Annotated in this window: 18 protein-coding genes; 10 read left to right on the forward strand and 8 right to left on the reverse strand. The window is 68.4% G+C overall.

Features of this window, described 5'->3' with window-relative positions:
* Positions 1 to 81 precede the first annotated feature (81 nt).
* The 3 genes from LHU95_RS03075 to LHU95_RS03085 are packed head-to-tail and all read left to right on the forward strand — an operon-like array spanning position 82 to position 3,103.
* Positions 82 to 1,686 carry an ABC transporter ATP-binding protein gene (locus tag LHU95_RS03075; protein ID WP_248709912.1) on the forward strand — a complete coding sequence of 535 codons (1,605 nt, stop codon included), beginning with the start codon at positions 82 to 84 and terminating at the stop codon, positions 1,684 to 1,686.
* Positions 1,683 to 2,171, forward strand: coding sequence for a hypothetical protein (locus LHU95_RS03080; RefSeq protein WP_248709913.1), 489 nt, complete (start codon positions 1,683 to 1,685; stop codon positions 2,169 to 2,171). Before LHU95_RS03075 ends, LHU95_RS03080 begins: the two co-directional genes overlap by 4 nt.
* Entirely contained in the window at positions 2,171 to 3,103 is a 933-nt protein-coding gene (locus LHU95_RS03085) for a glyoxylate/hydroxypyruvate reductase A (RefSeq protein WP_283094285.1), read from the forward strand. Before LHU95_RS03080 ends, LHU95_RS03085 begins: the two co-directional genes overlap by 1 nt.
* A gap of 12 nt (positions 3,104 to 3,115) precedes the next feature.
* On the opposite strand, the gene LHU95_RS03090 is transcribed toward LHU95_RS03085, so the two are convergent.
* Complete coding sequence (locus tag LHU95_RS03090; protein WP_248709914.1) at positions 3,116 to 3,499, reverse strand: MarR family transcriptional regulator; 384 nt, start codon at positions 3,497 to 3,499, stop codon at positions 3,116 to 3,118.
* Positions 3,500 to 3,675: 176 nt separating this feature from the next.
* Positions 3,676 to 5,037: a leucyl aminopeptidase family protein gene (locus tag LHU95_RS03095; RefSeq protein ID WP_248709915.1), complete on the reverse strand. Its 1,362-nt coding sequence runs from the start codon at positions 5,035 to 5,037 to the stop codon at positions 3,676 to 3,678.
* Positions 5,038 to 5,119: 82 nt separating this feature from the next.
* On the opposite strand from LHU95_RS03095, the gene hslV reads away from it, so the two are divergent.
* Complete coding sequence (hslV, locus tag LHU95_RS03100; RefSeq protein WP_283094286.1) at positions 5,120 to 5,692, forward strand: ATP-dependent protease subunit HslV; 573 nt, start codon at positions 5,120 to 5,122, stop codon at positions 5,690 to 5,692.
* Positions 5,685 to 7,019 (forward strand): ATP-dependent protease ATPase subunit HslU, encoded by a 1,335-nt coding sequence (hslU, locus tag LHU95_RS03105; protein ID WP_248709916.1) that lies wholly within the window; start codon positions 5,685 to 5,687, stop codon positions 7,017 to 7,019. Before hslV ends, hslU begins: the two co-directional genes overlap by 8 nt.
* Before the next feature lie 11 nt (positions 7,020 to 7,030).
* On the opposite strand, the gene LHU95_RS03110 is transcribed toward hslU, so the two are convergent.
* From LHU95_RS03110 to LHU95_RS03125, 4 genes are all read right to left on the reverse strand, one after another.
* Complete coding sequence (locus tag LHU95_RS03110; protein ID WP_248709917.1) at positions 7,031 to 8,128, reverse strand: transporter substrate-binding domain-containing protein; 1,098 nt, start codon at positions 8,126 to 8,128, stop codon at positions 7,031 to 7,033.
* 55 nt (positions 8,129 to 8,183) lie between these two features.
* On the reverse strand, positions 8,184 to 9,038 hold the full coding sequence (locus LHU95_RS03115) for a DUF4189 domain-containing protein (protein ID WP_248709918.1): 855 nt from the start codon (positions 9,036 to 9,038) through the stop codon (positions 8,184 to 8,186).
* 540 nt (positions 9,039 to 9,578) lie between these two features.
* Entirely contained in the window at positions 9,579 to 10,685 is a 1,107-nt protein-coding gene (locus tag LHU95_RS03120) for a transporter substrate-binding domain-containing protein (RefSeq protein ID WP_248709919.1), read from the reverse strand.
* Positions 10,686 to 10,724: 39 nt separating this feature from the next.
* Positions 10,725 to 11,633, reverse strand: a complete 909-nt coding sequence (locus LHU95_RS03125) for a DUF4189 domain-containing protein (protein ID WP_248709920.1) — start codon at positions 11,631 to 11,633, stop codon at positions 10,725 to 10,727.
* 331 nt (positions 11,634 to 11,964) lie between these two features.
* Between LHU95_RS03125 and dctP the strand changes: the two genes are divergently transcribed.
* The 5 genes from dctP (at position 11,965) to LHU95_RS03150 (ending at position 14,987) form a co-directional block, all read left to right on the forward strand.
* Positions 11,965 to 13,047 (forward strand): TRAP transporter substrate-binding protein DctP, encoded by a 1,083-nt coding sequence (dctP, locus tag LHU95_RS03130; protein ID WP_248709921.1) that lies wholly within the window; start codon positions 11,965 to 11,967, stop codon positions 13,045 to 13,047.
* A gap of 21 nt (positions 13,048 to 13,068) precedes the next feature.
* Complete coding sequence (locus LHU95_RS03135) at positions 13,069 to 13,599, forward strand: NUDIX hydrolase (protein ID WP_248709922.1); 531 nt, start codon at positions 13,069 to 13,071, stop codon at positions 13,597 to 13,599.
* A 14-nt stretch (positions 13,600 to 13,613) separates the two neighbouring features.
* Positions 13,614 to 14,024, forward strand: a complete 411-nt coding sequence (locus LHU95_RS03140; RefSeq protein ID WP_248709923.1) for a hypothetical protein — start codon at positions 13,614 to 13,616, stop codon at positions 14,022 to 14,024.
* A gap of 62 nt (positions 14,025 to 14,086) precedes the next feature.
* Positions 14,087 to 14,347, forward strand: a complete 261-nt coding sequence (locus LHU95_RS03145; RefSeq protein ID WP_248709924.1) for a hypothetical protein — start codon at positions 14,087 to 14,089, stop codon at positions 14,345 to 14,347.
* 1 nt (position 14,348) lies between these two features.
* Positions 14,349 to 14,987 (forward strand): ankyrin repeat domain-containing protein, encoded by a 639-nt coding sequence (locus LHU95_RS03150; RefSeq protein WP_248709925.1) that lies wholly within the window; start codon positions 14,349 to 14,351, stop codon positions 14,985 to 14,987.
* 498 nt (positions 14,988 to 15,485) lie between these two features.
* Here LHU95_RS03150 and LHU95_RS03155 read toward each other — a convergent pair whose 3' ends face one another.
* Both LHU95_RS03155 and LHU95_RS03160 read right to left on the reverse strand, forming a co-directional pair.
* Positions 15,486 to 16,112 carry a glutathione S-transferase N-terminal domain-containing protein gene (locus LHU95_RS03155; protein WP_248709926.1) on the reverse strand — a complete coding sequence of 209 codons (627 nt, stop codon included), beginning with the start codon at positions 16,110 to 16,112 and terminating at the stop codon, positions 15,486 to 15,488.
* Between the two features lie 218 nt (positions 16,113 to 16,330).
* On the reverse strand, positions 16,331 to 17,299 hold the full coding sequence (locus tag LHU95_RS03160) for a tripartite tricarboxylate transporter substrate binding protein (RefSeq protein ID WP_248709927.1): 969 nt from the start codon (positions 17,297 to 17,299) through the stop codon (positions 16,331 to 16,333).
* Between the last annotated feature and the right edge of the window lie 95 nt (positions 17,300 to 17,394).

A 17,394-nucleotide genomic window follows, 5' to 3' on the forward strand; every position in this document is an offset into this window, starting at 1 on the left:
ACCCCTCCGCCGCGACGATGCGCCGCGGATCCTCGAAGCGCGGCCCTGGACCGGGCAGCCAGCATGGCCGGGCAAGTCACCATGACGCTCCTCTCCGTCGAGAACCTGGCCGTCGCCTTTCGTGGCAAGCGCGTGGTCAGCGGCGTGTCCTTCACGGTGAATGCCGGCGAGACGGTGGCACTTGTGGGCGAGAGCGGTTCCGGCAAATCCGTGACGGCGCTCTCCATCCTCCGCCTCCTCGCCAATACCGGCAGCAATCCCGAGGGGCGCATCACGCTGGATGGCACGGATGTGCTGACGGCGGATGGCCCCGCCCTGCACCGGCTGCGAGGCGGTGTCGCCGGCATGGTGTTCCAGGAGCCGATGACGTCGCTGAACCCGCTGCACAGCATCGGCCGCCAGGTGGGCGAGGCGATCACCCTGCACCGCCCGCTGCGGGGCGAGGCGCTGCGCCAGGCCATCATCGCCACGCTGCAACGGGCCGGCCTGCCCAATGCGGAGGAGCGCATCGGCGCCTATCCGCACCAGCTCTCCGGCGGGCAGCGGCAGCGCGTGATGATCGGCGCCGCCCTGGCCAATGAGCCCAAGCTGCTCATCGCCGATGAGCCGACCACGGCGCTGGATGTGACGATCCAGGCGCAGATCCTCGAATTGCTGCAGGACCTCAAGGCGCGGCTGGGCATGGCCATGCTGCTCATCACCCATGACCTCGCCATCGTGCGTCGCCATGCCGACCGTGTGGTGGTGATGAAGGATGGCGCCGTCGTCGAGCAGGGCGTGGTGGCCGAGGTCTTCGCCCATCCGCAGCACGCCTATACGCGCATGCTGCTGGCCACCGAGCCGCGCGGCCGGCCGGCGGCCATCCCCGAAGCTGCCGCCGAAATCCTGCAGGGCCAGGATGTGCGCGTGCATTTCCCCATCCGGCGCGGGCTGCTGCGCCGCGTCGTCGCGCAGGTGAAGGCGGTGGATGGCGTGGATATCGCCCTGCGTGAGGGCGAGACGCTGGGCGTGGTGGGCGAGAGCGGCAGCGGCAAGACGACGCTGGGCCTCGCCCTGATCCGCATGGAAAACAGCCAGGGCACGATCCGCTTCGAGGGGCGCGATATCCAGGCGCTGTCGCGCGCACAGATGCGGCCCCTGCGCGCCCGCATGCAGATCGTCTTTCAGGACCCCTATGGCTCGCTCTCGCCGCGGATGAATGCGGGCGAGATCGTGGGCGAGGGCCTGACCGTGCATGAACCCGGCCTGCGCACGGCGGATCGCGCCCGCCGCGTCGCCCAGGCGCTGGAGGAAGTGGGGCTGGAGGCCGCGATGGCCGAGCGCTTCCCCCATGAATTCTCGGGCGGGCAGCGCCAGCGCATCGCCATCGCGCGGGCCCTGGTGCTCAAGCCCCGCCTGGTCGTGCTGGATGAGCCGACTTCGGCGCTGGATGTCAGCGTGCAGGCCCAGGTGGTGGAATTGCTGCGCGGTTTGCAGGAAAAGCACCGCCTGGCCTACCTGTTCATCAGCCATGACCTGCGCGTGGTGCGCGCCATGGCGCATCGCATCATCGTCATGAAGGATGGCCGCATCGTGGAAGCGGGCGAGGCCGAGGCCCTTACGCAAAACCCGCGCGAGCCCTATACGCGCGCCCTGATGGCCGCCGCCTTTGAGCTGCGCGCGGCGCATGGGAACGAGCCAAGTTGAGCGAGACGGAAGAAGCCCCAGCCCACCCCTGGGCCGGCCAGGAGCGCCAGAAGCTCCAGGCGTTGATGGATATGGAGCTGGTCAAGCTCGGCATTCACATCCGCAAGATGAATTCGCCGGGCAGCCCGGTCTATCGCTATGGCGAGAACATCATCCCGGCCGGCCTCATCCTGACCAGTTCCTTCCTGGCGACGGCACTCATCCATTTCTATGTGGGTGCCGCGGTGCTGGCCGCAGGCTGCTGGTGGTGGCTGGCCAAGGTGCAGCCGAGGATCAAGGAGGATGTCTTCATGCGCACCGCCGCCCATGTGCTGCTGAGCGACCTGAACTTCGACATGATGTGGGCCCGCGGCATCCTCAGCCTCTACGCCAAGCTGCCCGACGGCACGGAGCGCGTGGCCACCCGCCGCGATGATTGGCGCGCCTATGTGCGCAGTTTCCACAACACCGAGGGCGTCGTCCTCCCCGCCACGGAGGCGACCTGATGGCCATCCTTCTCTCCACCAAAGCCAATGCCATGCACGCCTGGCGCGATGCCCTGCTGGCCGAGGACCCGACGCTCGACATCCGGCTCTTTCCCGATGCGGGGGACCCCGCCGAGATCGAGGCCGCCGTCTGCTGGACCCAGCACGACATGGCGGAGCTGCGGCGCTACCCCAACCTCAGGCTCATCGTCTCGATGGGGGCGGGGGTGGATCACCTCCTGCGCCCGCCCGGCCCGCCGCCGGGCATCCCCGTGGCGCGGCTGAAGGACCATCGCCTCACCACCGGCATGACCGAATGGGTGTTGCTGAACGTGCTGCGCTTCCATCGGCAGGATCTGGAGTATCGGGCGCAACAGGCGGCCCGGATCTGGGATGAATTGCCCGCCCCCGATACCGCGAAGCGGCGCATTGGCCTGCTGGGCCTGGGCCAGCTCGGCGCCGCTTCGGCGCAGGCGCTGCTGGGGCTCGGCTTTCCGGTGATGGGCTGGACGCGCAACCCGCGCCAGATGGCCGGCGTGCAAGGTTTTTCCGGGTCAGATGGCCTGGAAGACATGCTGCGGCAGACGGATATCCTGATTTGCCTGCTGCCACTGACGCCCGAGACACGCGGCGTGATCAATGGACGCAGCCTCGCCTGGCTGCCGCGCGGCGCATTTGTGATCAACGCGGCCCGGGGGGGACATGTGGTGGCGGAGGATCTTCTGGCCGCCCTGGATTCGGGCCATGTGGCGGCGGCGGCGCTCGATGTCTTCGAGCCTGAGCCCTTGCCGGCGGATCACCGCTTCTGGACCCACCCCAAGGTGCTGGTCTGGCCGCATGCTTCGGCCATCACCATCCCCTCCAGCGCCGCACCGCAGGTCGTGGAAAACCTGCGGCGGGCGCGTGAGGGCCGCCCACTCATCAACCTGGTGGATTTTTCCGCCGGCTACTGAGCCGGTGAGAGGTCAGGCCTCGACCATCTCCGGCAGGGGCATTTCGGCCACCAGGCCCTCGGCTTCCGCCATGGTCTGCCGCAGGTCGCGCAGGAAGACCGAGCCCTTCAGGGTGCGCTGCACGAGCACGCTGCGGCGGTCCATCGGGTCCACCTTGCGGCGCGAAAGATCAAGCTCGCCCAGGCGATCCAGCGCGCGGGTGATGGCCGGCTTGGACACGTTCAGGTCCTGCGCCAGGCCGCGCACCGTGTGGGGCCCCGGGCTGAGATAGACCGAGAGGAAGACCCCCAACTGGCGCGCGGAGAGGTCCGGCCCATCCCGGCGCACCAGGGCGACCGTGGTGTCCCGCAGGATACCGACAAGCTGGTCAGGGTTGATCTGGACAGACATGGGCATATTCCTTCAGGTGCCGGGGGCAGGGCACCGGTTTGAGCCACCCCGCGCCCGTCGCGCAGCGTGTCAGGATTGTGTTCGAGATATTGGGCGTCTCGGCCGTTTCACTAGACCTGACCACCCGACAGATTGCAAGAAATTCATTTCTGTCCCATCCCCGAGCAAAGATCAAGCACAACCTATGCGGGAAACTGTAAATATTTCTGCAGCCCGGCCAAGGCCGCGCGCATTCCCGTCGCCTCACCGCCCTCGGGCCGCCCCGGCCGCGTCGCATCGTTCCAGGCGTAGAGATCCAGATGCGCCCAGGGGATGGCATCGGGCACGAAGCGGCGCAGGAAAAGGGCCGCGATGATGGCGCCGCCCATCGGCTTGCTCGCCACGTTGTTCAGGTCGGCGATGGGGCTGTCCAGCCAGGCGGCGTAGCCATCATGCAGCGGCAGCCGCCAGAGCGGATCCCCCGCCGCGCCTCCGCCGGCGAGCAGGGCTTCCGCCAGCGCATCGTCATTGCTGAACAGCGCCGGCAGATCCGGGCCCAGCGCCACGCGCGCCGCGCCCGTCAGCGTGGCGCCGTTGAGGATCAGGCGCGGCTTGTGCTCCGCCGCGAAGGTCAGGAGATCGGCCAGCACCAGCCGGCCCTCGGCATCGGTATTGCCGATTTCGACCGTCAGCCCCTGGCGCGTGCGGATCACGTCCAGCGGCCGGAACGCATCGCCACTCACGCTGTTCTCGACCGCGCCGATGAGCAGCAGCAGGCGGATCGGCGCCTGCTGCGCCATCAGTGCTTCCGCCAGCGCCAGCATGACCGCGGCCCCGCCCATATCCTTCTTCATGCGCAGCATGGCGCTGCTTGGCTTGAGGTCGAGCCCGCCGGTGTCGAAGCAGACGCCCTTGCCGCACAGTGCCACCAGCGGCGCATCGGCGGCCCCCCATTCCAGCACGGCCACGCGCGGCGCGCGCGGGCCGCCCATGCCACCGGCCTGGCTGGCCCCCTGGCCCACCGCCTGCACGGCGGGAAAGCCGCGCGCCAGTTCCTCGCCCTCGATCACGCGAAATGCCGCGCCATGCAGGGCGGCGACCTCCCCGACGGCCGCCGCCAGTTCGGCCGGGCCCAGGTGATTGGCCGGCGCGTTGATCAGATCGCGCGCGCGGCAGATGGCGGTGGCGATGGCCTGCGCAGCCTCGGTGCCGGATGGCGCCAAGAGCCGCGCCGGAGCGCGCTTGCCCGGCTTGAACCGCGTGTAGCGATAGGCGCCGAGCGCCCAGCCGAGCACGGCCGCCTGTGCATCACCACCCACCAGGCGCCAGCTGCTGCCCTCCGGCAGGCCATGCGGCAGCGCGCCATAGCCCTCGGCCAGCCGGGGTGCGCCAAACAGCGCGGCACCCAGGCCGGCTTCGCCCGGCAGCAGCGCGATTTCGCCGGGCTTGCCGGTGAAGCCGGCGGCGCGCGCGAAGGCAGCGCCGGGCAGCCCCGCCCAGCTGTCCGGCGTGACCACATGGAGCGGTAGCGCGTCAGGCGCGTGATTCAAGAGGCTGGGCAGCATCGGGTTCTCCTTCGATGCGGCAGGTTGGGATCAGCAATGCGCGGCGGCAAGCCGCATTGCCGAAGCCGCCCCGAAGCGCCACATGGCCGTCATGAAGAATGACACACATGATCCTCTCGGCTGGCATGGGACCACCATCCTCTGCGTCCGCCGCAACGGAAAAGTGGCCATGGCCGGCGATGGCCAGGTCTCGCTGGGCCAGACGGTGGTGAAGGGCAATGCCCGCAAGGTCCGGCGCATCGCGCAGGGCCGCGTGCTGGCCGGCTTCGCCGGCGCCACGGCCGATGCCTTCACCCTTCTGGAGCGGCTGGAGGCCAAGCTGGAACGCTTCCCGGACCAGCTGGAACGCGCCTGCGTGGAACTCGCGAAGGATTGGCGGACCGATCGCTATCTGCGCAAGCTCGAGGCGCTGTTGGCCGTGGCCGACAAGGACCGCTCCCTGCTGCTCACCGGCCAGGGCGATGTGCTGGAACCGGAGGATGCCGTCATCGGCATCGGCTCGGGCGGCAATTACGCGCTGGCCGCGGCGCGCGCGCTGCTGACGGTCGAGGGGATCGAGGCGGCGGAGATCGCGCGGCGCTCCATGACCATCGCGGCGGGCATCTGCGTCTACACCAATGGCAATTTCATTCTGGAGACCCTTGGTGATGAGTGACGTGATGGCCCCCGAGACGGTGAATCTCTCGCCCCGCGAAATCGTCAGTGAGCTGGACCGCTTCATCATCGGCCAGAATGACGCCAAGCGCGCCGTGGCCATCGCGCTGCGCAACCGTTGGCGCCGCCAGCAACTGCCGGAGTCCTGGCAGGAGGAGGTGGTGCCGAAGAACATCCTGATGATCGGCCCGACCGGCTGCGGCAAGACGGAGATCGCCCGCCGCCTGGCCAAGCTGGCCAATGCGCCCTTCCTGAAGGTGGAAGCCACCAAATTCACCGAGGTCGGCTATGTCGGACGCGATGTGGAAAGCATCGTGCGGGACCTGGTGGAGGCCGCCATCGTCCAGGCGCGGGATACGGCGCGCAAGGGCGTGCAGGCCAAGGCCGAACTCGCCGCCGAGGAAGCGCTGGTGACCGCGCTGGTGGGCGAGGGGGCGGCCGGCGAAACCCGCCAGAAATTCCGCAAGATGCTGCGCGAAGGCCAGCTCGAAACCCGCGAGATCGAGGTGCAGGTGAACGAACCGGCCTCGCAGCCGATCGGCATGATGGACATGCCAGGGATGCCGCCCGGCCAGATGCAGAACATGCAGGACATGCTGGGCAAGATGTTCGGCGGCCGCCAGAAGCCGCGGAAAATGACCGTCGCCGCCGCGCGCGAGGCACTGACGCGCGAGGAAGCGGACAAGCTGCTGGACAGCGAGGCCGTGACCCGCAGCGCCGTGCTGAACGCCGAGAATAACGGCATCGTCTTCCTCGATGAGATCGACAAGATCGCCCGCAGCAGCGAAGGCGGCGTGCGTGGCGGGGATGTCTCGCGCGAAGGCGTACAGCGTGACCTGCTGCCCTTGATCGAGGGAACCACCGTGAACACCCGGCACGGCCCGGTGCGGACGGATTTCATCCTCTTTGTCGCCAGCGGGGCCTTCCATCTTTCCAAGCCGAGCGACCTGCTGCCCGAACTCCAGGGCCGCCTGCCGATCCGCGTGGAGCTGAAGGCCCTCACGCGGGAGGATTTCCGCCGCATCCTGACCGAGCCGGAGCATTCCCTGCTCAAGCAGGCCAGCGCGCTGATGAAGACCGAGGGCGTGGAACTGGTGTTTGACGATGGCGCGGTGGGCGCCCTGGCTGACCTCGCGGCCGAGATCAACGCGACGGTGGAGAATATCGGCGCAAGGCGCCTCGCCACGGTGATCGAGCGGCTGCTGGAAGATATCAGTTTCACCGCGAGCGACCGCCGCGGCGATGTGGTGACCGTGGATGCGGCGATGGTGCGCGAGCGTGTCGCAACACTCGCGGCCAGTGCGGATTTGTCGCGCTACATCCTGTAGCGCGACATCGGCTACCGCGTCGGGAAGGCGTAGATCAGGCCGCCGCGGGTCCATTGGTCATTGAGGCCCCGATCCATCCCGAAGATGGATTGGGCGCCCAGGTTGCGGTCGAAGATTTCCCCGTAATTGCCGACGGCGCTGATCAGCCGGGCCGCCCAATTGTCCGGCAGGCCGAACGGCCGGCCGAAGCCCTGCTCGACGCCCAGCATCTGCCGCACGCGCAGGTCCGGATTGGTCAGGTTCTCGATCACATTGGCCGAGGTCACGCCCAGATGCTCGGCGCCGATCAGCACATGCGTGATCCAGAAGACCAGCACGCGCCAATCCTCGTCACCGGCACGGACATAGGGGGCCAGCGGCTCTAGCGAGATCACCTCGGCGAGGATGAGCCAATCATCCGGCGCGTCGAAATCCGTGACTCGGCGTGAGGCGAGGGCGCCGCTATCGGCGGCGAAGGCATGGCATTCGCCGGCTTCCATCGCGGTCACCACCTGGGCGGGCTGTTCATAGCGATGGATCGTGAGGTTCAGCCCGTGCCGGCCATTATAACCGGTCAGGTTTTCCCCCGCCGTGCCGGGACCTGAGGCACCCGCCCAGCAGACGGTCTTGTCACGCATCTGGCGGGGGGAGGTGACATTGAGGCTCCGCGGCACGAGGAAGCCCATCCCGTCATAGAACAGCACCGCCGTGGGGGTAACGGGCCGCCCGGCATCGCGTGAGAGCGTCACGCTCGCGCTGCGGGCCAGCACATCGATCTGGCGCGCGGCGAGGGCATCCAGCCCGGCTTCCACCGTGGTCTGGGGCAGGAAGCGCACCTTGTCCGCATCGCCCAGCACGGCGGCGGCGATGGCACGGCAAAAATCCGCATCGAGGCCCAGCATCCGCCCGGCGGGATCGGGGGCGGAAAATCCGGCGAGGGTGCCATTCACGCCGCACAGAAGATGGCCGCGTGCGCGCACCACATCCAGCGTCTTGGTGGGTGCCGGGGCAGGGGCGCGCGCCTGCTGGCGGCTCTGCCCCGCCTGGGAGATGCCCTGTGCGAAGGCTGGGGCGAAGGCCGGGGCGACAAGAAGGACGGCGAGGCCGAAGCCCAGGATCAGGCGATGCATGAGGGCGTTTTCCGGCTTCGAGGTGCTGTGCGGGTTCGGCTCTGGGATCGGCATCTCAGCAGCCCTGGGCGACGATGCGGCACTGGACGCCGGGCCCCTCGGCGGGGCGGCAGGCCTCCAGGGCTTCAGCCTCCGCGGCCTGGCGGGTGGCGCCCCGGCCGGTGGTGGCCCTGTTGAGCATCTGGGTCGAGAGATCCGCCGTCATCACCATGGCGCGGGGGTGCCGGCTGATGGCCATGGCGATGGCGCCGCACTGATTGACCAGCTCCCCCTGGAATTTGCAGGGCACCGGGCCGGCCAGGCTCTGGCAAAACCGCACGGCGGCCAGGTTCACGGCAAGGCGGTCCGTATCGCCATTGGCGAAGCCATAGGCGGCGAGTGGCTGATCGGTGATGTAGATCGCGCCGAACCGGGAATTCGAGGGCAGGCTGGCGGAAGCCTGCTGCCCCACCTGGATCCCCTGGCCGAGGAGGCAGCGCTGCACGCAGCGATTCTGCCCCACGGCGGGCTGCGTTGTGCAGGCGCTGCGGCAGAAGCTCTCATTGGCGCTACCATTGGCGCCACCCCGGGCGGCCGTCTGCGTGGTTGCGGCCGTCAGCGCCTGGAAGCAGGGGCCGGCGAAATGCGGCACCCGCACGGCGGAGCCACAGCGCAGGAAGGCGGCGGAGGCAAAGCGTTCCGCCGGGAGCCTTGCGCGATAATCCGTGCCATCGGCGCAGCGCAAATCCCAGAAGGCATTGCGCTGCGCATCCATCCCGGCATGGAAGGCCAGGGTGACGGCGTTGCACTGGTCACCGCCGCTGCGCACGGCCTGGTGCAGGGCCTGGCGGCGCTCCAGGTCGGTGCGGGCCTGGAGGGCGTCATGCATGGGATTGCCGGTCCCGGCCAGGGAGGGCGCGGGAAGGGCCATCAGGAGTCCAAAACCAGCGGCAGCGCAGCGACCCAGGAAGATCAAAGCGCGTTTCCTCAAGGGCATATGTCCGGTCCTTCACAACTCAGGATAGAAGATAGGATTTGATCTTCTCCCAATCGTATCGAAGGCTCACCGCACACACCAGACGGAAATCGGGTCACTCGCGTCACTGGGCATGGTGAAAATGACAAAATCAGCGGGATTTTCAGCCGATCCGGCCCAATGATTTCAGGAGAATGGCAACAAATCAGTAACTTGTTGGCAGAGCTGATGATCTAAAATAGTGCGGACAAATATTTCCAATCTGCCAAATGATCGTAGCCAACGCTGGGGCATGATCTGTGGTATTACCCGGTTGTATGCCTTATGATATGTTCGTCCTGGGCGTATTTGCCTTGCAGGGGACGGGCGGGGGGTGCCTTGGGATGGATGGGACGCGCCGCGCGGTCAGGCCGTCATGTGACGCCTGAACCACCAGTCATCCGAGTGATTTGACCGGGTGGAATTCCGCGGCTTACCGCCGCTTGCTCCGCGCCCTCAGCGTGTCGGGAAGCTGTAGATCAGGCCGCCGCGGGTCCATTGGTCATTCAGGCCGCGATCCATCCCGATGACGGATTGCCGGCCCAGATTGCGCTCGAAAATCTCGCCGTAATTGCCCACCGTGCTGATCACCCGTGCCGCCCAATTGTCCGGCAGGCGAAGGGTGCGGCCAAAGCCCGGCTCGACGGCCAGCATCTGGCGAATCCGCGGGTCCGGATTGCCGAGGTTTTCGATCAGGTTGGCCGAACTCACACCCAGATATTCTGCGCCGGTCAGCACATGCATCACCCAGAAGACCAGCGCGCGCCAATCCTCGTCATCGGCCCGGACGAAGGGGCTCAAGGGCTCGCGTGAGACGATATCGGCCAGCACCAGCCAGTTCTCCGGCACGCGGAACTCGGTGACGCGGCGGGCGACCAGCGCCCCGCTATCGGCGGCGAAGGCGTGGCATTCGCCGGCTTCCATCGCGGCCACCACCTGGGCCGGCTGCTCATAGCGGCGGATGGTGAGGCCCAGCCCGTGCCGCTCGCCATAGGCCGTCAGCGCGTCACCCGCCGTGCCCGGGCCGGCGGCCCCTGCCCAGCACACCGTCTTGTCGCGCAGCTGGCGCGCGGAGGTCACGTTGAGGCTGCGCGGCACGAGGAAGCCCATGCCGTCATAGAACAGCACCGCCGTGGGAATCACCGGGCGGCTGCCATCGCGTGAGAGCGTGACCGTCGCGTTGCGGGCCAGGACGTCAATCTGCCGCGCGGTCAGCGCATCCAGCCCGCCTTCGACGGTAAGCTGGGGCAGGAAGCGCACCTTTTCGGCGTCGCCAAACACGGCGGCGGCCACGGCGCGGCAGAAATCCGCATCAAGCCCACGCATCTGGCCGGCGGGATCGGGGGCGGAGAAGCCAACCAGGCTGCCATTCACGCCACAGAGCAGGTGACCGCGCCGGCGCACCGCATCCAGCGTCCGGGCCGGAGCAGCGCGGGCCTGCTGCCGATTCTGGCCACCCTGGGCCTGAGCACCCTGGGCCTGGTTGGCTTGCGGCGCGGGCTGCGCGACAGCAGGCGTGATGAGGAGGGCGGCGAGGCCGAGGCTCGCGATCAGGCGGCGCATGGCAGCGCTCCTTCTTGGATTTGAATGGACATGTTCATCTCAGCAACCTTGCGCGACGATACGGCATTGGATGCCGGGCCCCTCGGCGGCGCGGCAGGCCTGCATGGCCTGCGCTTCCGCCGCCTCACGGCTTGCGCCCCGCCCGAAGGTGGCCAGGTTGAGCACCTGGGTCGAGATGTCCGCCGTCATCGCCAGGGCGCGTGGATTGCGGCTGATGGCCATGGCGATGGCGCCGCATTGGTTGATCAGCTCGCCCTGGAATTTGCATGGCACCGGTCCGGCCAGGACCTGGCAGATCCGCACGGCGGCGAGGTTCACGGCGAGGCGGTCCGTATTGCCATTGGCGAAGCCATGGGCAGCGACGGGTTGGTTGGTGGTGTACATCGCACCAAAGCGCGAATTGGGCGGCAGGCTGACGGAAGCCTGCTGGCCCACCTCGATCCCTTGGCCGGAGACGCAGCGCTGCACGCATTGGGCTTGGCCCGCGGCGGGTTGCGTCGTGCAGGCGGCGCGGCACGCGGTATCACTGCCGCCGCCCCGCGCGGCGACCTGCGCGGCCTCGCCCGTCACGGCCTGGAAGCAGGGCCCGCCGTGATGCGGTTGCGGCGTTGCGGCCCCACAGCGCAGGAAGGCGACGGCGGCGAAACGCTCCGAGGGGAGGCGCGCCCGATAGGCGGCGCCATCGGCGCAGCGCAAATCCCAGAAGGCATTGCGCTGCGCATCCAGGCCGGCATGGAAGGCCAGGATGACGGAATTGCACTGATCCCCAAGGCTGCGAATGGCCTGATGCAGCATCTGCCTCCGCTCCAGCTCGGGGCGGGACTGCAGGGCGTCATGCGCCGGATTGCCCGTCTGTGCCAGCGCCGGAGCCGCGGTGCCCAGCATGAGGGAGAGAACCGCGCCAAAGCGGCGGCCCAGGCGGCTGAAGCAACGTGCGTTACGGTGCATGTCCCTCATCTTTCAGCGTGGGAAGACACAACTCGGCATCAGTTACGCTTCATAAATATCGTGGCTCTGGGCCGCCTGCCAGAGGCTTCGACATGGCCGGCATGAATTTCACAGGGCCCGGCAGAGACAGGCGCTTCCCGCTGCGATCCGCCGGAAGTGCGGCGCCGCCATCGCGCCCTTGGCCTGCCTTGCATTGCCGTAGCGGAGGGCTGAGGCCGAGCGCCATCCCGCCCCCGCGCGGGGCGGATGCGGCGGCGCTTTGCCGCTTCCCCCCGACCCGGCTCTGGTTTATGCGCCTTTCACCAGGAATTCATCTTCGGAGGCAAACGTCATGAATCGTCGTCTCGTTCTGGGCACGGCCGCCCTCGCCGCGCCCGCTGCCCTCTCGGCCCCCGCCTTGGCCCAGGCCAACCCGGAAATCCGCTGGCGCTGCCAGTCGAGCTTCCCGCGCAACCTCGATGTGCTGTTCGGCACGCCGGAGCGCATCGCCAACCGCGTGGCGGCCCTGACCGAGAACAAGTTCCGCATCCAGGTCTTCCCCGCGGGTGAGATCGTCCCCGGCCTCCAGGTGCTGGATGCCGTCCAGGCCGGCACGATCGATTGCGGCCATACCGCTTCCTACTGGTACATCGGCAAGGAGCCGGGCTTCGCCTTCTTCACCGCGATCCCCTTCGGCCTGAACACCCGGCAGATGACGGCCTGGCTGCGCCATGGCGGCGGCAATGCCTTCGCCGATGCGCTGTTCAGCGACTACAATATCGTGGGCATTCCGGCCGGTGATACGGGTGCGCAGATGGGCGGCTGGTTCAGCAAGGAAATCCGCACCCAGGCCGATGTGCAGGGGCTGAAGTTCCGCATCTCCGGCCTCGCCGGCCAGGTGTTCCAGCGCATGGGTGCCAACCCGACGCTGGTGGCGCCCGCTGATATCTACCCGGCGCTGGAGCGCGGCACGATTGACGCGACGGAATTCGTCGGCCCGCATGATGATGAACGCCTGGGCTTCTTCCGCGTGGCGCGCTTCTACTATGCGCCCGGCTTCTTCGAGCCCTCCGCCCGCCTGTACTTCATGAGCAACAAGCGCGCGCATGACGCGCTGCCGCAACTCTACAAGGACGCCCTGGCGATTGCCTGTGCCGAGGCCGACAGTGAAATGGTCAGCCGCTATGACCACCTGAATCCCATCGCGCTGCGCCGCCTGGTGGCCCAGGGCACGCAGCTGCGCTTCTACAGCCGCGAGATCCTGCAGCTCGCCTGGCGCTCGAACGAGGCGCTGATGGCGGATCTCGCCGGGCAGAACCCGCGTTTCAAGACGATCTGGGACAGCTATCGCCCTTATCGTTCGGAGCTGTTCCAGTGGTTCCGCGTGGCCGAGAACAGCTACGACAACTTCGCCTTCTCGGCGGCCGCTGGCTGAGCCGGGCGCGGCGGGCGCCCGATGAGCAATTTCGTCCGCCGCATCCCCGAAGGCCCCCCCGGTGGTGACGACCGCGAGCGTCTGGTCTGCGCCGATTGCGGCTATGTCGCCTATGAAAACCCGAAGATCGTGGTGGGCAGCGTGGTGGTGGAGGAGGATCGCATCCTGCTCTGTCGCCGCGCCATCGAGCCGCGCCACGGCTTCTGGACCCTGCCCGCCGGCTATATGGAACTCGGCGAGACCACCGAGGAGGGCGCAAGACGCGAGGCCTGGGAAGAAGCCAGGGCGCGGCTTGAACTGGATGGCATTCTCGCCATCTATTCAATTGCGCGAATCGGGCAGGTTCAGATCATCTATCGGGCACACCTGTCGGAGCCTGGCATCGCCGCAGGGCCGGAAAGCCTTGATGTGCGCTTCTTCGCCTGGAAGGATATTCCTTGGGACGAGATTGCCTTTCCTTCGGTCCGTTGGGCCCTGAACGCCTGGAAGGCTGGGCACCCCGGGGTCGCCGGCAATCCGGTGGAGGATTTGCGGGGCGTAGCAGGGCTCTGATCCTGGCGCTGGCCGTGGCGGCCGGGCTTTCGCCCCTGCCAGCCGCAGCGCAACCGACGGATGCCCCCCGCGTCCAGACACCGCGCATCAACGCCGAAGCCCCCGCCCGCCCCCGCCCGCGTGACCCCAGGGATCGCGCCTTCATGGATGGCGGCCTCGCGATCACGCCCGGCTTCTCCGGCACCACCCTGGGCACCGGCGCGCCTCCGGTGCCGCAGGCGCAACTGGCACCCCGCGCCAATCTGGATCTCGAAGCGCGGCCCGGGCCGCCGCCCTCGCTGACACCCAGCCTCAGCCCGACCGTGATCCACCCGCGCGTGCCCGGCCGCGGCGCTGCCGCGGATCCAGCACCCACCCATCCTGACCAGCGTCTGCTTCAGACCCCCGCCCCCGGCGCCCGGCTGAGCGTCCCGCTGACCTGGTAGCGGCCGGCTTCCACTCGCCTCCCGGGCTGGTCTCCGCTATGAGTTCGCCCATGGAAACGCAGATGCTCCCCGGGACCACAATCTTCGCCGATGGCTTGCTGGATGTTTCCGTCCAGCATGGCGTGGTTCGGTTGACGCTGGGCCGGCTCGGGGCAGACAACAAGGCGGTCCCGGCGGGTTTGCTGGTGGTGCCGCTGGTTCAGATGGCCGCGCTGACCCAGGGGATGGCCCGGCTGATGCAGCAGATCGAGGCCAAGATCAAGGAAGCGGCGCCGCCCCCCGGGGCACCGCCGCCCGATAGCTTCACCTTCGGAGGGCGATGAGATGAACCGTTTCCAGGCGACCCTTCTGGCAGGAACGGCCGCACTCCTGCTGCTGCCAACCCTGCCTGTCAGCGCCCAGGGCATGCTCGGCTCGGGCCGCACCACCAGCCGCTCGCAGCCGGAAGCGCCGCGTGAGCAGCCGCCCGCCCTGCCGGGCGTCGCCGCGCGCCGCGGCCAGGCACCCATCCCGGCCGAAGCGCCGGCGGCCTCGATGAACCCCAATGACGCCCTGTTCGACGGCATCAACCGCGGCGACATCGCCACCGTGCGCGATGCCGTGGCGCGCGGCGCGGATGTGAATGCACGCAATGCCCTGGGGCTGACGGCGGTGGATTCGGCGGTGGATCAGGGCCGGCCGGAGATCATGTTCTACGTCCTCTCGGTGCGCGGCATGGCGGGCAATGCACCCCCGCCGCCGCAATCCATCCCGCAGCGCGGCCAGCCCGCACGGGTGCGCACACCTCCCGCCGCCACCCCCCGCGAAGCGCCCACCCAGGTCGCGACCGCGACGCCGCGCCTGCCCCAACTCTGGCAGGCCAATGGCGGCGCGCCGCAACCGTCCATCGGCTTCCTGGGGTTTGATGCCGGCACACCGCCGGGTGCGTCCCGGGCGGAAGCGGCGGCGCGCCGGGGCCGCTAGGGCGGCATCCGTTCAAGGGGCTTCGTTTGAGCGGCTAAAGCTGCTCGAAAATCAATGGGCTCGAGGTTGTTGCTTGAGCGCTGCGCGCGGAATGTACTTTGGCTGGCTGGCGAAGCCTCCGCTGTGGGATCGAGGGGCCAGCCCCTCGAACTCCCCGGCAGGAAACCAGTTTCCTGCACCTTCATCAGCGGATTTGTACGATCGAAAGTCCGGGAAACTTCAGTTTCTTGTTGGGGGTGGCCGCAAAGCGGGGGCAATGCGAGAGGGTAAAGCCTTCTCGCTTCCCGGCCGTTTTCATCCGCCTGGGGCGCATCTGCGCCTGTCCGGACGGAGCCGGCTGATCGCATAGAGAAGCCCGGAAGACACCAGCCTTGAGGCTGCGCTGGCCTGCGGCGCCTGCCCAACCCCACCAATCTTGCCGCCGCCTCCCCTCCGCGCGCCTTGTGCAGTGGATGACGAGCCATCCTGTGGTCACGCGGCGCGCCGCTCGGCACCCCGTCAGACGATTTTCTCGGTGATGTTTTGCGGCACCGGCACGGTGGCGGCAAAGGAAGGCCGCAATTCCAACCGGGCGCTCATCGCGGCCAGCGCCGGGTGGGCGGCGGGCCAGTCATATTCCGCGAAACGCACGCTGAGGTAGCGCAGCACCGTCCCGGCCGCGATATCGGCCAGGCCAAAGCGGCCCCCCACCAGGAATCCCTCGCCCACCCGCTCGGCCAGGGCGCGCATGCCGCCTTCCACCTTGCGGCGTTGGCGCGCCATCCATTCGGCGCTGGGCGCCGCGCGCATGCGCTCGAAAAACAGCAGCACCACCGCATCGCAAATCCCGTCCGCGATCACCTCGATCTGCCGCGCGGCGAGAATCTCCTCGGGCGTATCGGGCAGCAGGCGGGGCTCGGGGTGCTTCACCTCCAGCCATTCCAGGATGAAGCGGCTTTCATAGACCCCCGTACCATCCGGCAGCACCAGGACCGGGAGCTTTTCCAACGGGTTATAGGCGGGCGTTGCGGTCGTGCCGTGCCAGGGAACCTCGGTCTGGAGCTCGAAGGGAATGCCCTTCTCGAGCAGCGCGATGCGCACCTTGCGGGCATAGGGCGAGGGCGTCGCGCTGATCAGCTTGTACATGTTTCGCTCCACCGATTCAGCTCTCCGGGGCTGCGCCCCTGCGACCATCGGGGAGGGTTGCCTCCACCGATCCAGCTCTCCGGGGCAGCGCCCCTGCGGCCATCGGGGAGGGGTTGCCTCCACCGATCCAGCTCTCCGGGGCAGCGCCCCTGCGACCACCGGGGAAGGATTGGCCCCGTCGGTTCAGCACAGCCCGGCCCTGCTCCGCCAAGGGCGCCTCAGTTCAGATAGGCGCCCGTGGCCTGCACCACCTCGCCCCAGGCGGCGCGTTCGCGGCGTTGCAATTCGGCCAGCGCCTCGGGCGTCGAAGGTTCGGGGACGGCCCCTTGCAGGCGCAGCACCTCGATGAAAAGCGGCTGCGCCATTGCCTCGCGCACGGCCTGGTTCAACCGCGTGATCACCGGGGCAGGGGTGCGGGCCGGCGCGTAGATCGCCTTCCATAGCCCCGCATCCAGCGTGCCGCCGAGTTCCAGGATGGTCGGCGCATCGGGGTAGAGCGGCACGCGCTGCTTCGCCGCGACCGCCAGCACGCGCAATTGCCCGGCGCGCCAGGCGCCCTCGGCCCCGCCGGCCGGCAGCGCCATGCAATCCACCTGGCTTGCGATGATGGTCTGCATGGCCGGCGCCTGGCCGGTGAAGGGCACATGCAGCATCTCCACCTGCTGCTGCCGCAGCACCCGCTCCATCGCCAGATGCGAGGTGGAGGCGACCCCCCAGCTGGCGAAGCTGATGGCGCCCGGCCGCGCCTTGCCGGCCGCCATCAGCGCCGGGAAGTCGCGGATATTGGGCTGCGACGGCCCGCTGATGAAGGCGAAGGGCACGTTGGCCACAAAGCTGATCGGCGCGAAATCGCGGTCCGGATCATATTGCAGCGCGCGCATGGCGGTCGGCAAAATGGCCTGGGTGTCCACGATGCCCATCCAGAGGGTATGGCCATCCGGTGCGGCGCGGGCCGCGGTCATGCCGCCCACGCTGCCGCCGGCGCCGACGCGGTTCTCGACGACGACGGTCACACCCAGGATGGGCGTCAGCGCCTGGGCCATGGCGCGGCTGACCACGTCATTCAGCCCGCCCGGCGGAAAGCCGGAAATGATGCGGACCGTGCGGTCGGGGAAAGCCAGGGCCGGGCTGGCCAGCGCCATGGCGGTGCCGGTGCCGAGCAAAGCGCGGCGGGTGAAAGCGTTCATGCAGGGGGTTCCCTCTGTTGGGGACTGAAATTTCCTCGGGTCAGACCCTACCAGCGTGAATCATCCGGTCAAACCCCCGCCCCCTCAAATCCCGC

Source organism: Sediminicoccus sp. KRV36 (assembly GCF_023243115.1).
Taxonomy (GTDB): domain Bacteria; phylum Pseudomonadota; class Alphaproteobacteria; order Acetobacterales; family Acetobacteraceae; genus Roseococcus.